This window comes from Mycobacterium sp. (assembly GCF_049683935.1).
Taxonomy (GTDB): Bacteria; Actinomycetota; Actinomycetes; order Mycobacteriales; family Mycobacteriaceae; genus Mycobacterium.
This window is the reverse complement of sequence record NZ_JBAUJR010000013.1, coordinates 1-14,724: the sequence shown is the minus strand read 5'-3', so window position 1 is coordinate 14,724 and position 14,724 is coordinate 1. Positions and strand designations below refer to the sequence as shown.

The 14,724-nt window shown below is 67.3% G+C and carries 14 protein-coding genes; 6 read left to right on the top strand and 8 right to left on the bottom strand.

Annotated features, from left to right (window positions below; translation table 11 throughout):
• The 3 genes from WA965_RS00670 to WA965_RS00660 form a co-directional block, all read right to left on the bottom strand.
• Positions 1 to 1,070, bottom strand: a 1,070-nt coding sequence (locus WA965_RS00670; protein ID WP_526446899.1) for a lytic transglycosylase domain-containing protein, incomplete at its 3' end; no start/stop codon positions are given.
• 151 nt (positions 1,071 to 1,221) lie between these two features.
• The gene (locus WA965_RS00665) at positions 1,222 to 1,758 is read right to left on the bottom strand and encodes a DUF1003 domain-containing protein (protein ID WP_526301889.1); all 537 of its coding nucleotides are present in this window, start codon (positions 1,756 to 1,758) and stop codon (positions 1,222 to 1,224) included.
• Positions 1,755 to 3,050, bottom strand: a complete 1,296-nt coding sequence (locus WA965_RS00660; protein ID WP_526301887.1) for a magnesium transporter MgtE N-terminal domain-containing protein — start codon at positions 3,048 to 3,050, stop codon at positions 1,755 to 1,757. The genes WA965_RS00665 and WA965_RS00660 overlap by 4 nt, the downstream gene beginning before the upstream one ends.
• 26 nt (positions 3,051 to 3,076) lie before the next feature.
• Between WA965_RS00660 and WA965_RS00655 the strand changes: the two genes are divergently transcribed.
• Positions 3,077 to 4,033 carry an HpcH/HpaI aldolase/citrate lyase family protein gene (locus WA965_RS00655; protein WP_526301885.1) on the top strand — a complete coding sequence of 319 codons (957 nt, stop codon included), beginning with the start codon at positions 3,077 to 3,079 and terminating at the stop codon, positions 4,031 to 4,033.
• Here WA965_RS00655 and WA965_RS00650 read toward each other — a convergent pair.
• Together WA965_RS00650 and WA965_RS00645 are read right to left on the bottom strand one after the other, a co-directional pair.
• On the bottom strand, positions 4,030 to 4,428 hold the full coding sequence (locus tag WA965_RS00650) for a DUF4190 domain-containing protein (RefSeq protein ID WP_526301883.1): 399 nt from the start codon (positions 4,426 to 4,428) through the stop codon (positions 4,030 to 4,032). The genes WA965_RS00655 and WA965_RS00650 overlap by 4 nt on opposite strands.
• Positions 4,429 to 4,444: 16 nt before the next feature.
• Complete coding sequence (locus WA965_RS00645) at positions 4,445 to 5,122, bottom strand: DUF4190 domain-containing protein (protein WP_526301881.1); 678 nt, start codon at positions 5,120 to 5,122, stop codon at positions 4,445 to 4,447.
• Positions 5,123 to 5,258: 136 nt separating this feature from the next.
• Here WA965_RS00645 and WA965_RS00640 point away from each other — a divergent pair, with 136 nt between their 5' ends.
• Entirely contained in the window at positions 5,259 to 5,786 is a 528-nt protein-coding gene (locus WA965_RS00640) for a general stress protein (protein ID WP_526301879.1), read from the top strand.
• A gap of 78 nt (positions 5,787 to 5,864) precedes the next feature.
• Positions 5,865 to 6,467, top strand: a complete 603-nt coding sequence (locus WA965_RS00635; protein WP_526301877.1) for a suppressor of fused domain protein — start codon at positions 5,865 to 5,867, stop codon at positions 6,465 to 6,467.
• A 77-nt stretch (positions 6,468 to 6,544) separates the two neighbouring features.
• Here the strand turns inward: WA965_RS00635 and corA are convergent, their stop codons facing one another.
• The gene (corA, locus tag WA965_RS00630; RefSeq protein ID WP_526301875.1) at positions 6,545 to 7,645 is read right to left on the bottom strand and encodes a magnesium/cobalt transporter CorA; all 1,101 of its coding nucleotides are present in this window, start codon (positions 7,643 to 7,645) and stop codon (positions 6,545 to 6,547) included.
• A 134-nt stretch (positions 7,646 to 7,779) separates the two neighbouring features.
• On the opposite strand from corA, the gene WA965_RS00625 reads away from it, so the two are divergent.
• Together WA965_RS00625 and WA965_RS00620 are read left to right on the top strand one after the other, a co-directional pair.
• Positions 7,780 to 8,991, top strand: a complete 1,212-nt coding sequence (locus tag WA965_RS00625; protein ID WP_526301873.1) for an NAD(P)-dependent malic enzyme — start codon at positions 7,780 to 7,782, stop codon at positions 8,989 to 8,991.
• A gap of 44 nt (positions 8,992 to 9,035) precedes the next feature.
• Positions 9,036 to 9,845 carry a glycine betaine ABC transporter substrate-binding protein gene (locus WA965_RS00620; protein ID WP_526301895.1) on the top strand — a complete coding sequence of 270 codons (810 nt, stop codon included), beginning with the start codon at positions 9,036 to 9,038 and terminating at the stop codon, positions 9,843 to 9,845.
• Between the two features lie 4 nt (positions 9,846 to 9,849).
• Here WA965_RS00620 and WA965_RS00615 read toward each other — a convergent pair whose 3' ends face one another.
• A complete protein-coding gene (locus tag WA965_RS00615; protein ID WP_526301871.1) occupies positions 9,850 to 10,683 on the bottom strand; it encodes an SDR family NAD(P)-dependent oxidoreductase in 834 nt (277 codons plus the stop codon).
• Positions 10,684 to 10,821: 138 nt separating this feature from the next.
• Between WA965_RS00615 and WA965_RS00610 the strand changes: the two genes are divergently transcribed.
• Entirely contained in the window at positions 10,822 to 11,172 is a 351-nt protein-coding gene (locus WA965_RS00610; RefSeq protein WP_526301870.1) for a DUF732 domain-containing protein, read from the top strand.
• Positions 11,173 to 11,263: 91 nt separating this feature from the next.
• On the opposite strand, the gene WA965_RS00605 is transcribed toward WA965_RS00610, so the two are convergent.
• A partial coding sequence (locus tag WA965_RS00605; protein ID WP_526446897.1) for a multifunctional oxoglutarate decarboxylase/oxoglutarate dehydrogenase thiamine pyrophosphate-binding subunit/dihydrolipoyllysine-residue succinyltransferase subunit occupies positions 11,264 to 14,724 on the bottom strand: 3,461 nt, incomplete at its 5' end.

Sequence of the window (14,724 nt, the reverse complement as noted above, 5' to 3'; positions counted from 1 at the left end):
CACGGAGGCAGCCAGGCCGGCGGCGGTGGGGCCACCGGTTGCGGTGCCGCCTGCGGTGCCGGGCCGGGCAGCGGGCCCAGCGATTGCCCCGGAGCGAATCCCGGCAGGTTGGTGGAGATCTGGCTGGCCGCGTCGGTGCGCTCCATCAGAGGTATCAGCGACAGCGGATCGTTGGCCGGCAGGCCGGTGGCATTCAACGGCAGTCCCGGTCCGAGGCCCTGGCCCCGGGTGCTCTCGAGGTGAGTGCTCCCGCTGTCGCTGCTGCCGCTACCGAGGGCCGGTACGGACCCGTTGATCGGGGGCAGGTCGACCGGCACGACACCGGTTGCGTAGGACGCCGCCCAGCTCAGCACATTACGGGCGTAAGCCATCGAGTTGTTGTAGCGCAGGATCGCGGCCATCACATCGGACTGGTCGCGCAGGTTCAACCCTCCGCTGCACAGGTAGCGGGCCGCTGCCAGCGACGCGTCGAAGACGTTCTGCACGTCGGCCTTGCCGTCACCGTCGCCGTCGGACGCGTAGCGCGACCAGGTGCCGGGCAGGAACTGCATCGGCCCCATCGCCCGGGCGTAGGTGACGCGGTCGGCACTGCGACTCTGGACGATGACCTCGTTGCCGGGCAGCGTCCCGTCGAGCGCAGGCCCGTAGATCGGCCGCACCGCATTGCCCCGCGCGTCAGTGGCCCCGTAGGCATGCATCGACTCGATCCGGCCGATGCCTGCCAGCAGGTTCCAGCTCACACCGCAGCCCGGGTAGGCCGCTGCCATCATGCTCTCGGCGTTGCGGTAGGCCGACAGTGCCATCGACGGAATGCGAAGTGTGCCGGGGGAATTCACCACTGCCGCGGGTGGTGGCGACGACGCCGCGCTCGCGGCGATGCGTACCGGCGTCGGCGTCTTGGTGACCGCCACCACCGATACGCCGGACTCGTCTCCGGGGGTGCGCTCCACGGCGGCCAGGGGCATCACCGGGGAATCGCGGGTCGCCATGACAGTTGACGGCGCCGATGCTCCGACGGCACCGGCCAGCACCAGGGGGGTGAGCACGGCGGCCACGCCGACAGCCGGCATGCGGGCAACACGTCCCGCACGCCGCCCCGCTGCTCGGAGGGTTGATCGTCCCCCTATATGCACTCAACCGTCCTAGCTGTGAGATCGCCTGTGAACCAAGTCACCATACCCATTGGGCAACGATGCCGTAACAGCAATCGCCACAGCCGTCTCACCCCTTTTTCTTGGAGCGCCGCTCGGAGCCCTGCCTACCCGAAGGTTCGGTGCCGGTCGGTTGCTGCAATTCGCCGATCAGGTCGCGGATCTCCTCCAGTTCGCGGCGCAGGTAGTCGCGGGTGGTGAGTTCGCCGACGGCAAGCCGCAGCGCGGCGAGTTCGCGCGCCAGGTACTCGGTATCGGCCTTGGTCTGCTCGGCACGCCTGCGGTCCTCTTCGAGAGCGACGCGGTCGCGGTTCTCCTGTCGGTTCTGCGCGAGCAGGATCAGAGGTGCGGCATATGCGGCCTGAGTGGAGAAGGCGAGGTTGAGCAGGATGAACGGGTAGGGATCCCATTGCCAGGCGAAGGCCCCGATGTTGAGCAGGATCCAGACGATCACCAGAATCGTCTGGATCGCCAGGTAGCGACCCGTGCCGAGGAAGCGGGCGAATTGTTCGCTGACCCGGCCGACCGCTTCCACGTCCAGGCGCGGGGCGAACGACCGGGAGATCCGGGGCGTGTCGAGGCGCTGGCGCGCCGACGATTCGCTCATGTCGCCTTCTCGGCGGTCTCGATCACGAGTTCGGCTTCACGTTCGCGCCAGTCGTCGGGCAGCAGGTGGTCGAGCACGTCGTCGACCGAGACCGCACCGAGCAGATGGTTCTCGTCGTCGACCACCGGCCCGCACACCAGGTTGTAGGCGGCGAAGTATCGGGTGACCGCGCTCAGCGAGTCCTCCGGCCGCAGGCTGGGCAGGTCGGTGTCGACGATTCCACTGACCAGCGCAGCGGGCGGGTCGCGCAGGAGGCGCTGGAGATGGACGCACCCCAGATATCGTCCGGTGGGAGTGGCGGTCGGCGGGCGCACCACAAAAACCAGCGACGCCAGCGCCGGCGTCAGATCCGGATCCCGTACCCGCGCAAGGGCTTCGGCGACCGTTGTATCCGGGGCCAGGACCACCGGCTCGGACGTCATCAGGCCGCCGGCGGTGTTGGGCGAGTGGCTGAGCAGTCGCCGGACGTCCTCGGAGTCCTCCGGGTCCATCCGGCGCAGGAACTGCTCGGCATCCGCCGGTGTCATCGTCCCCAGCAGGTCGGCGGCGTCGTCGGGGTCCATCGCCTCCAGCACATCGGCGGCTCGGTCGGTTTTCAGCTGCCGCAGCACCGCCAGCTGTTGGTCCTCGGGCAACTCCTGCAGCACGTCGGCGAGGCGTTCGTCGTCGAGCGCGTTGACCACCTCGTAGCGTCGCTTGACCGGCAACTCGCGAATGGCGTCGGCGACCTCGACGGGGCGTTGCCCCTGGAACTGCTCGAGCAGTTGGGCCACGCCCTGGTCGGGCATCGCAAGACCCGACGGGGTGAGACCGTGCACGTGCTGCCAGTCGACGGCGTAGACGTTGCTGCGACGGCCGAGCCGACGCTGGGGTCGGACCGCAACCCTGGTGACCGTCCAGTCTCGCGTACGGGTCTGCTCGATGCCGAGATCCACGACGATCACGTCGATTCCCGCCAGCTGCGTCAGGTCGGGATCGTCGACGCGGACCCGGGTTTCGATGACCTGCCCGAGCACGAGCACCTCACCGGGACGTTGCGAGAAGCGGCGTAGCGAGACGTTGCCGGTGGCCAGGGTCACCGCGCCGGGTTCGATGGCCGTCACGCGCAGAATGGGCACGAAAATTCTTCTGCGGGTCAGCAACTCACAGACCAGGCCGAGCACCCGCGGCTGTTGGCGGACGAGGCTGATGCCGATGACCACATCGCGGACTCGACCGATGGATTCACCGTCGGGGCCGAGCACGACCATTCCCGCGAGTCGAGCCGCATAGACCCTGTTGACCGACGCCATGGGTGACAAGGGTAGAGAGTGTTGTTGTGGATAACCGGTATCGACCCCGGCGGACGTGCCTGTCCGTGCCGGGCAGCAGCGTCAAGATGATCCAGAAGGCCAAGACACTGCCCGCCGACGAGGTGTTCCTGGACCTCGAGGACGCCGTCGCCCCGGGCGCGAAAACCGAAGCGCGCGCACAGGTCGCGGCCGCCCTCGGTGAGCCCGGCTGGGCCGGACAGTTGCGTGGCGTCCGCGTCAACGACTGGACGACGCCGTGGACTCACGCCGACATCATCGACGTGGTTGCGGTAGCGGGCGCGTCCCTCGATGTCGTGGTGCTGCCGAAGGTGACCGATGTCTCGCACGTGCATGCGCTGGATCTGCTTCTCGGCCAGCTCGAGGCCACCCACGGTCTGCCGGTCGGACGGATCGGTATCGAGGCACAGATCGAAGACGCCAGGGGCCTCACCCACATCGACGCGATCGCCGCTGCGCCGCGCGTGCAGGCACTCGTGCTCGGCCCGGCCGATCTGATGGCGAGCCTGAACATGCGCACGCTGGAGGTGGGTGAGCAGCCCGAGGGATACGACGTCGGCGACGCGTACCACCATGTGCTGATGCGGATTCTGGTCGCCGCGCGTGCCCACGGCATCGCCGCGATCGACGGGCCCTACCTGAAGGTCCGCGACACCGACGCCTTCCGCCGGGTGGCCGGCCGGTCAGCCGCGCTGGGCTACGACGGCAAGTGGGTGCTGCACCCCGACCAGATCGCGGCGGGTAACACGATCTTCAGCCCGCGACAGGAAGCCTACGATCGTGCGGAGCTCATCCTGGAGGCTTACGAGTGGCACACCTCCGGGGCCGGCGGCGCGAGGGGAGCGGTCATGCTCGGCGACGAGATGATCGACGAGGCCAGTCGCAAGATGGCACTCGTCATCGCCGGCAAGGGCCGCGCCGCGGGCATGCAGCGCCACGGCGAGCCGTTCCAGCCGCCCGGCTAGAGGTCGCTGGAGTACAGCAGAGCCGTCACCAGCAGGTAGAGGAAATAGCCGACCATGACGAGCGCGCTGACGATCACGGCGGCGACCGCCATCGCGTGTCCGTCCTGACCGGTGCGTTTGGTCTCGCGAATCGCGATGATCCCGAGCACCATCCCGACGAGCGAAGGCAGCCCACAGCAGACCATGCCTGCGAGCGACGTGATCAGCGCCGCGATGGCCTTGCCGTTGTAGCCCGGCGGCTTCGGCGGCGGGTACGCCGGATAAGGCTGGTAGTAGCCGTGATTCGGCTGGCCGTGCCACGGCGTCGGGTACACCGGCGGTGGCAGACCGACATCCGCCGGATAGTCCAGCGGTGGGTCGAAACGCTCCGGCCCTTCCGGCCCGTTCGCAGTCATGCCCGCGTGGGTGACGTCAGGCGGCGAGGGCCGAAATGGTCCACGCGAGACTGATCAGCATCGTCACCACACCGACCGCGATGCCCGCGACAGCCAACCCGTGGCCGGCCTGACGCGACTGCTTGATCTGGTTGAGCGCGATCACACCGAGCACGATGCCGATGATGGAGCCGATACCGCAGCACACGCCGAGGATCGACGCGACCAGCGACCACATCGCGAAGGTGTTGGTGCCCTGCTGGACGGGGGCGCCGTAGCCGTACTCGGCCGGGTATCCCCCTTGCGGCGGGGGGTAGCCCCCATAGGGCGGTGGCGGCGGATACCCCTGCGCGCCGTAACCCTGGTCGGAGTAGGGCGAGGAGTTCGGATCGGGATAGGGCGGCGGGTAGCCGTAACCGGGCGGCGGCGAGTAGCCGCCCTGCGGGGATTGGTAGCCGGCGGGCGGAAACTCCCCGGACGGGGGATAGCCGGTCGGGTTGTACGCCGGGGCGTCGTATCCGGAGGGCGGCGGGGTGTAGGACGGCGGCGCGTCGTACGCCGGCGGTGGGTAGTCCGACGGCTCAGACGGGGGCGTCGGAGAGCTTGACGACTGCTCGACCGGGGGCGCCTCGTGACCGGAGGGCGGTGTCTCGGACCCACTGCCGGTGGAATCAGAAGATTCGATTCGGCGTGCGTCGTCGTCCGAATTTGTCATGCTGATAAACCTAGCGCAATGCGCGGGAACCCCCAGTGAGACGCGGGTGGGCGCGGGCCGGGGCACCATTGACGGGGCCGGATCGTTGGCATGCAGACTAGCGTTGCACGTGGCGCAAGCGAAGGAGTCAAGGACCATGACCAGCCCATTCCAGCCTGGACAGAATCCCGGTGCGGCACCCAATGTCCCGACGACGGGTCGTCGCAGGCCGGTCGGACTGCCCACCCCTCCCAAGGGGTGGCCGATCGGGTCGTATCCGACCTATGCCGAGGCCCAGCGCGCCGTCGACTATCTCTCCGACAAGGAGTTTCCCGTCGAGCACGTGACGATCGTCGGCGTGGACCTGATGCAGGTCGAGAGGGTCACCGGAAAATTGTCCTGGCCCAAAGTCCTCGGTGGCGGGGTGCTCACCGGCGCCTGGCTGGGTCTGTTCATCGGCCTGATCCTCGGATTCTTCAGCCCCAACCCATGGAGCGCACTGGTCACGGGTCTGGTGGCAGGTGTGTTCTTCGGACTGATCACCACAGCGATTCCGTATGCGATGGCGCGGGGCACAAGAGATTTCAGCTCGACGATGCAGCTGGTGGCCGGGCGTTACGACGTGCTGTGTGACCCGCAGAGCGCCGAGCGGGGCCGGGATCTGCTGGCCCGCCTGACGATCTGACCAGCGCGGTGATCATCACATCTCCAGGTGCCGCTGCCGGGGCTTCGTGCGGTTCGCGTTCCGCGGGGCGGTCGCCGGATGAGTGACGTCCTGACCCGGGTGCGCGCGCATCTGCGCGAGCAGTTCTCCGAGAGGGGGATCACGGCAGAACCGGTGGAGGCCAGCGTCACCTTCCTGGGCGCCGACCCCATCGCCGTCATCCGTTTCGGTATCCCTGATGACGCCGATAGTGTTGCTGTGCACTATGTTTCGGTGGGCTGTTCCCGAAGCCCGATGGTGGATCCGGCGGAATTGCTCGCAGATCCGGTCCGCGGTCCCCGCGCCGAGGTCGTCGTGGCCCTGCGCGGTCCCTCGCCCGCCGGGCTGGCGCGCTCGCTCGCGGTGGTCGCCGCGGCGCCCGCTGTCGAAGGACTGATCCTGGAGCCCGACGCACTCGTCGACCTCGAGACGCCGGTGTGGCAAGGCGCGCCGTTCACGGCCTATCTCCTGGGCCGCAGTGACATCAACGACGTCGAGCTACCGGAACCACTGTCGCCGGTGAGGGTGTTGTCGGCGGTTCCCATCACTGCGACGGAGGCGGCCTGGGTGCGGCTGAAGGGCGCGGAGGCGATGAGGGAGGCGTGGGTGCAGGACGGGGTGGACCCCACGGATCCACGGCGGCGGGCCGCCAGTCCTGCGTGAGCGGCGGGCCGCCAGTCCTGCGTGAGCGGCGGGCGGCCAGTCCTGCGTGAGCGGCGGGCCGCCAGTCCTGCGTGAGCTCAGAGCCAGTTGTTCCTTCGGAACGTCCGGTATAGCAGCGTGCACACGGTTGCCATCAGCAGTAGCACGGCGGGATAGCCCCAAACCCATTGCAGTTCGGGCATGTTCTCGAAGTTCATGCCGTAGATGCCGGCCACCGCGGTCGGCACCGCCGCGATGGCCACCCACGCGGAGATCTTGCGCATGTCGACGTTCTGCTGCATGGCGACCTTGCCGAGGGCGGCCTGCACCAGCGAGCTGAGCAGTTCGTCGTAGCTGGCGATGCGGTCGGCGGCCTTGATGGTGTGGTCGAGCACGTCGCGCATGTACCGGCGGATCTCGACGTTGATGAGGTCGTTGTGCTCGGTGCCGATGCGCTCGAAGTCGGTCGCCAGCGGGCTGACTGCACGGCGCAGTTCGACGACCTCACGCTTGAGCAGGTAGATGCATTCGATGTTGGTCTGAGACAGCGGCGAGAAGATCTCCTCCTCCATCGAATCGATGTCGGTCTCGATGAGTTCGGTGACATCGAGGTAGGTGTCGACGACGCTGTCGGCGATGGCGTGCATCACCGAGTAGGGGCCGAGTTTGAGGGTGGCAGGGGAGGCTTCGAGACGCTTACGCACCCCGGCCAGTCCGCCGTGGTCGCCGTGGCGCACGGTGACGACGAAGTCGGGTCCGACGAAGATCATGATCTCGCCGGTTTCGACGATCTCGCGCGCGTTGGCCATCGACTCGTGGTCGACGTACTTCACCGTCTTGAGGACCAGGAACAGCGTCTTGTCGTATCGCTCGAGCTTGGGTCGCTGGTGGGCGTGAACGGCGTCCTCGACGGCGAGTTGATGCAGACAGAACACGTCGGCGACGGCTTGCATCTGGTGCTCGTCGGGTTCGTGCAGTCCGATCCAGACGAATGCGTCCCGGCCCCCGGCCTCGATCTCGTGCACCTTGTCCAGAGCGGCGGCGTGGGTGTACTTGCCGGGCAGTCGGGTGCCCTCGCAGTACACGCCGCAGTCGACCATCGCCCGCGCGACGGGCACGTGAATCGTCGTGGCGTCCGGCCCGTCGAAGCGGTGCCCGGGCCGTAGCCGCGACGGCGGCAACGCGCGGAATGACGGCATGCGCGGACCTCCCTCCGAGACGAGGTGAGCACCCCACGTCGGTACGCAGGGATGCTACGCGCCGGGTCCTACCCGATCGCCTCACGATGGGGAACCCATCACGGTGAGTACCCCCGGTCGGCTACGGTGAAGCCGTGTCGGAAACAGAGGTCGACTCCTCGCGCGAGCGTTCGTCGGCGGCGCGCACGCCGCAGGTTGTCATCGAGGACAGCGAGATCTTCGAGGCCCATGAGGGCGGCAAGCTCTCGGTCGAACTGAAATCGCCCCTGGACACCCAGCGTGCCCTCTCGATCGCGTACACCCCCGGGGTGGCGCAGGTCAGTCGCGCCATCGCGACCGACCACACCCTCGCGGCCAAGTACACGTGGGCCAACAGGCTGGTGGCCGTGATCAGCGACGGCACCGCCGTGCTCGGACTCGGCGACATCGGGCCCGCGGCATCGCTGCCGGTGATGGAGGGCAAGAGCGCGCTGTTCAAGACCTTCGGCGGCTTGGACTCGATCCCGATCGTGCTCGACACGAAGGACACCGACGAGATCGTCGAGACGATCATCCGTCTGCGGCCGACGTTCGGCGCGGTCAACCTCGAGGACATCTCTGCACCACGTTGCTTCGAGATCGAACGCCGCGTCATCGAGGCGTTGGACTGCCCGGTCATGCACGACGACCAGCACGGCACCGCCATCGTCGTGCTGGCTGCTCTGCTCGGCGCCAGCAAGGTGCTCGATCGCGACATGCACACGCTCAAGATCGTCATCTCGGGTGCCGGCGCGGCCGGCATCGCCTGCGCGAACATCCTGTTGGCCAAGGGCATCGATGACGTCACGGTGCTCGACAGCAAGGGCATCGTGTCGGCCGACCGCGACGACCTCAACCCCTTCAAGGCAGAACTGGCGTCCCGGACCAACCCGCGAGGGCTTCGCGGGGGCACCGCCGAAGCGCTGGCCGGAGCCGACGTCTTCATGGGAGTCTCGGCGGGCCTGGTGCCCGAAGAGCTCATCGCCACGATGTCGCCGGGCTGCATCGTGTTCGCGATGTCCAACCCCGACCCCGAGATCCACCCCGATGTGGCGCGCAAGTACGCCGCCGTGGTGGCCACCGGCCGCAGCGACTTCCCCAATCAGATCAACAACGTGCTGGCGTTCCCGGGCGTCTTCCGTGGCGCGCTGGATGCGGGCGCGCGCCGGATCACCGAGAAGATGAAGGTCGCCGCAGCCGAGGCGATCTTCTCCGTGGTGGGCGACGATCTGGCCGTCGACCACATCGTGCCGAGCGCGCTGGACCCGCGGGTCGGTCCTGCGGTGGCGGCCGCGGTCGCCGCGGCGTCCCAGGATTCAGGCGACTGAGCCCGGCACGCATCTCCGGCCGACTGGTGGCCGTGCTGGTCGCCATGTTGGTCGCCGCCGGTTGCGGCGGGCAGGAACCTGCGCCGTCGATCCCGGTCGGGGCGACGGCCGACCCGGAGTCTGCGCTGATAGCGCATCTCTATGCGTCGGCGCTGCGCTTCTATGGCAATCCGGCTCACGTCCAGATCGACGACGATCCGATCCGCGGACTGGATTCGGGAGAGGTCCGCGTCGCTCCTGGTTTCACCGGAACCCTGCTGGAGCGCTTCGCCCCGGATGCGCCGGCGCGATCCGATGTGCAGGTGTACCGGGTGCTGCTCTCGGCCCTGCCCGAAGGGGTCGCGGGCGGCGACTACACCACCTCGGCGGAGGACAAACCCACCCTCGGGATCACCGAGACCACTGCTGCGAACTGGGATGCCCGCGACGTGTCGGCAGTGGTCGACCGGTGTGAGGACGTGTCGGTCGGTGCGGTGACGGGCACCGCGCGGCCGTCGTCCATCGGCACCTGCACGCTGCCGGATGCTCGCGAGTTCGCCGACGACGCCGGGTTGTTCGCGGCGTTGCGGTCGGGTCAGATCGATGCCGCGTGGACGACGACGGCTGCGCCGGACGTGCCGTCGGAGGTCGTGGTGCTCTCGGACAAGACCGCCCTGATCCGTGCCGAGAACGTGGTGCCGCTGTACCGGCGCAACGAGCTGAACGAGTCGCAGGTGTTGGCGCTCAACGAGATCGCCGGTGTGCTGGACACCGGCTCGCTGGCCGACATGCGCCGTCAGGTCGCCGAGGGCACCGATCCCGGCGCGGTGGCCGGACAGTGGCTCGACGCCCACCCGTTGGGCGTCGGCAACTAGTCGCTCAGGGTGCCGCCGGTCCGGTCAGCTTGGCGACCACTCGGGGGAACAGCGACTGGTAGTGGGCGCCGACGGCGCGGATGACGATGTCGAACATCTTGGCGTCGTTGCCGACCAGCACTCGCGCCTTGTTCTTGCGGACCCCGTCGAGGATGATCTGGGCGGCCTTCTCGGGTGTGGTGCTGGCGAGCTTCTTGTCGAAGGTCTTGGCGAGTTCGTCGGCGTCGATGCCCTCGGCGGCGGTGGCGTTTCGCGCGATCGCGGTCTTGATGCCGCCGGGGTGCACACAGGTGACTTTCACGGGGTGTTTGGCCAGTGCCATCTCCTGGCGGAGCGCTTCGGTGAAGCCCCGCACCGCGAACTTCGCTGCGTTGTAAGCGCTCTGGCCGGGTACTGCGAACAGGCCGAAGACGCTGGAGACGTTCACGACGTGGCCGTCGCCGGAGGAGATCAGGTGCGGGAGGAACGCCTTCGTCCCGTTGACGACACCCCAGAAGTCGACGTCCATGACCCGCTCGATGTCCTTGTACTGACTGACCTCGATGTCGCCGGTGAACGCGATGCCCGCGTTGTTGTAGATCTGGTTGACCTTGCCGAAGTGTTCGGCGACGCCGTCGGCGTAGAGCTGGAATGCTTCGCGTTCGGTGACGTTGAGCCGGTCGGACTTCACCTGGGCGCCGATGGCCTTCAAACGCTCTTCGGTGACAGCCAGGCCCTCGGTGTCGATGTCGCTGATCGCGACATGGGCGCCGGAGCGTCCCAACTCGATGGCCAGCGCCTGACCGATGCCTGAGCCGGCGCCGGTCACGACGGCCACCTTTCCGGCGAAGCCCTGCATATCCGCTCCTTTTGGGTTGTTCTACGCGTGTTGAGTGAGGGTCAGCCTACCCGGTACCCGTGGTCCCGCGTATGTGAGGGCGGTCGCGTCCTCTCGAGGGCCGGTAATGGCGAGTGGCCGGCGAGCGACACTAAGGACATGAAGCTGAAGTTCCCCGCCGTCGCGGCCCTCGTCGCCTCCTCCGCCATTGCGGCGACGATGTCCGCGGCTCCTGCACACGCCGACCCCACCACCGATGCGTTCCTCTCGACGCTGCAGCACTACCGCCTCGGCGACATCGATCCGGCAATCGCGACGCGGGTCGGCCAAGAGGTGTGCCCGATGTTGTCCGAACCGGGACAGAACATGGCCAACGTCGCCGCTGACGTCGCCGACGATCTCGGCCGGCCGCTCGGGCCTGCGACGATGTTCACCGGGCTGGCCATCACGATCTTCTGCCCGCGCGCAGTCAACGCGATGACCGACGGGATCCCGTTCTCGTTCTTCTGACAGGCAGCGCACCCTCACGGGCGCCGAGCGCGCGAATTTGCACACGATTTACGGCGTGTTGGTGTGCAGACATGCGCGCTCGCGGTGCGGACTAGCCGAACGCTTCGTCGATGATCTCCTGCTGCTCGACCGCGTGCACCTTCGATGAGCCCGACGACGGTGCCGACATGGCGCGGCGCGAGATGCGCGTGATGCCGGTGAGCTTCTCCGGTAGCACCTCGGGCAGCGTCAGCCCCATCGTCGGCCACGCGCCCTGGTTCGCCGGCTCCTCCTGAACCCAGAAGTACTCCTGGGCATTGGGGTACTGGTCGAGCGTCTCGGCCAGTCGTCGCCTCGGCAGTGGAGCCAACTGCTCGATGCGGACGATCGCCACATCGTCGCGCTGTTCCTTGTTCTTCCTGGCCGCCAACTCGTAGTACAGCTTGCCGCTGGTCAGAAGAACCCGCTTCACGGCGCTGCGGTCGCCGGTGCCCTCGGTGTAGGTGGGCTCCTCGAGGACCGAGCGGAACTTCATCTCGGTGAAGTCCCGCAGATCACTGACGGCGGCCTTGTTACGCAGCATCGACTTCGGGGTGAAGACGATCAGCGGCCGGTGGATGCCGTCGAGTCCGTGGCGACGCAGCAGATGGAAGTAGTTCGCGGGGGTGGACGGCATCGCGATCGTCATCGACCCCTCGGCCCACAGCAGCAGGAAGCGCTCGATGCGCCCCGAGGTGTGGTCGGGTCCCTGGCCCTCGTGGCCGTGGGGGAGCAGCAGCACCACATCGGAGAGCTGACCCCACTTGGCCTCGCCGGAGCTGATGAACTCGTCGATGATCGACTGAGCCCCGTTGACGAAGTCGCCGAACTGCGCCTCCCACAACACCAACGCGTCGGGGTTGCCCACCGAGTAGCCGTACTCGAAGCCCACCGCGGCGAACTCCGACAGCGCCGAGTCGTAGATCATCAGCTTGCCGCCGGTGGGATTGCCGTCGGTGTCGACCGTCAGCAGGTCCAGCGGGGTGAACTCCTTGCCGGTCTTGCGGTCGATGATCACCGCGTGGCGCTGAGTGAACGTGCCGCGCCGGGTGTCCTGTCCGGTGAACCGGATCGTCTTGCCTTCGGCGAGGAACGTTCCGAGTGCCAGCAGCTCGGCGAAGGCCCAGTCGACCTTGCCCTCGTAGGCCATCTCGCGGCGCTTTTCCAGCACGGGCTTCACGCGCGGATGCACGCTGAAGTCCTCGACGGCCGCAAGGTGTGCGTCGCCGATGCGGGCCAGCATCGACTTGTCCACTGCGGTGTTCATCCCGGCCGGAACCATCTGGTCCGACTCGACCGACTCGCTCGGCGCGATCGTGTGCTTCTCGAGTTCGCGGACCTCGTTGAAGACCCGTTCGAGCTGACCCTGGTAGTCGCGTAGCGCGTCTTCGGCTTCCTTCATCGAGATGTCGCCGCGGCCGATCAGCGACTCGGTGTAGGTCTTGCGCACACCGCGCTTGGTATCGATGACGTCGTACATGTTCGGTTGTGTCATCGACGGGTCGTCGCCCTCGTTGTGGCCCCGTCGCCGGTAGCACAACATGTCGATGACAACGTCCTTCTTGAACTGCTGCCGGAAGTCCATCGCCAGCTTGGCGACCCACACCGCGGCCTCCGGGTCGTCGCCGTTGACGTGGAAGATCGGCGCGCCGATCATTTTCGCGACGTCGGTGCAGTACTCCGACGAACGCGAGTCGTTCGGCGAGGTGGTGAACCCGATCTGGTTGTTGACGATGATGTGGATCGTTCCGCCGGTGCGGTACCCGCGCAGCAGCGCCAGGTTCAGCGTCTCGGCGACCACGCCCTGGCCGGCGAACGCGGCGTCGCCGTGCAGCATCATCGGCACGACGGTGAACCCGTCGGGCCCGTTGCCCTTGTCGAGCATGTCCTGCTTCGCGCGGACCAGACCTTCGAGGACGGGATCGACCGCTTCCAGGTGGCTGGGGTTGGCGACCAGCGACACGGTGATGTCGTTCTCGCCGAACATCTGGATGTAGTTGCCGGTCGCGCCCAGGTGGTACTTGACGTCGCCCGAACCGTGCGCCTGCGACGGGTTCAGGTTGCCCTCGAACTCGGTGAAGATCTGCGAGTACGGCTTGCCGACGATGTTGGCCAGCACATTGAGCCGGCCGCGGTGTGGCATGCCGACCACGACCTCGTCGAGGCCGTGTTCGGCGGCCTGGTCGATCGCGGCGTCCATCATCGGGATGACGGTCTCCGCGCCTTCGAGTGAGAATCGTTTCTGACCAACGTATTTGGTCGCGAGAAACGTCTCGAACGCCTCGGCCGCGTTGAGCTTGCTCAGAATGTACTTCTGCTCGGCGACCGTGGGCTTCTCGTGCTTGATCTCGATCCGCTCCTGCAGCCACTTCTGCTGCTCGGGTTCGAGGATGTGGGTGTATTCGACACCCACGTGGCGGCAGTACGCATCACGCAGCAGCCCCAGCACGTCGCGCAGCTTCTTGGTGGTCTGGCCTCCGAAGCCGTTGACCTTGAATTCGCGATCCAGATCCCACAGCGTCAGCCCGTGGGTGTTGACGTCGAGATCGGGGTGGCTGCGGAAGCGGGTGTTGTCCAACCGCAGCGGGTCGATATCGGCCATCAGGTGACCGCGGTTGCGGTACGCGGCGATCAGTTCGATGACGCGGGCGTTCTTGTCCTCGATCGAATCGGGATTGTCGATGCGCCAGCGCACCGGCTCGTACGGGATGCCGAGTTCGCGGAAGATCTCGTCGTAGAACTCGTCATCGAGCAGCAGGTTGTGGATGGTGCGCAGGAAGTCGCCCGATTCGGCGCCCTGGATGATGCGGTGGTCGTAGGTCGAGGTCAGCGTGATCAGCTTGCCGACTCCGAGTTCACCGATGCGCTCGTCGCTGGCGCCCTGGAACTCCGCCGGATACTCCATCGCGCCGGCCCCGACGATCGCGCCCTGACCCTGCATCAGCCGGGGCACCGAGTGCACGGTTCCGATGGTGCCGGGGTTGGTCAACGAAATCGTCACCCCGCCAAAGTCTTCGGCGGTCAGCTTGCCGTCGCGGGCACGGCGCACGATGTCCTCGTAGGCCGCGATGAACTGACCGAAGCTCATCGTCTCGCAGTTCTTGATGGCAGCCACCACCAGCGAGCGCTTGCCGTCCTTGCCGGGCAGATCGATCGCCAAGCCGAGGTTGGTGTGGGCCGGCGTTACCGCGTTGGGCTTGCCGTCGACCTCGGCGAAATGGCGGTTCATGTTCGGGAACTTCTTGACCGCCTGCACGATCGCGTACCCCAGCAGGTGGGTGAAGGAGATCTTGCCGCCCCGGGTGCGCTTGAGGTGGTTGTTGATGACGATCCGGTTGTCGATCATCGCCTTGGCCGGGATGGCGCGAACGCTGGTCGCGGTCGGCACGTCCAGCGATGCCGACATGTTCTTCACGACGGCCGCTGCGGCGCCGCGCAGCACCTGGGTCTCGTCCTCGGTGGCGGCCGGTGCGCTCTTCGCAGGCGCGTCGGGCTTCTTGGCCGGCGCCTTCTCGGGGGCGGCCGCCTTGGGGG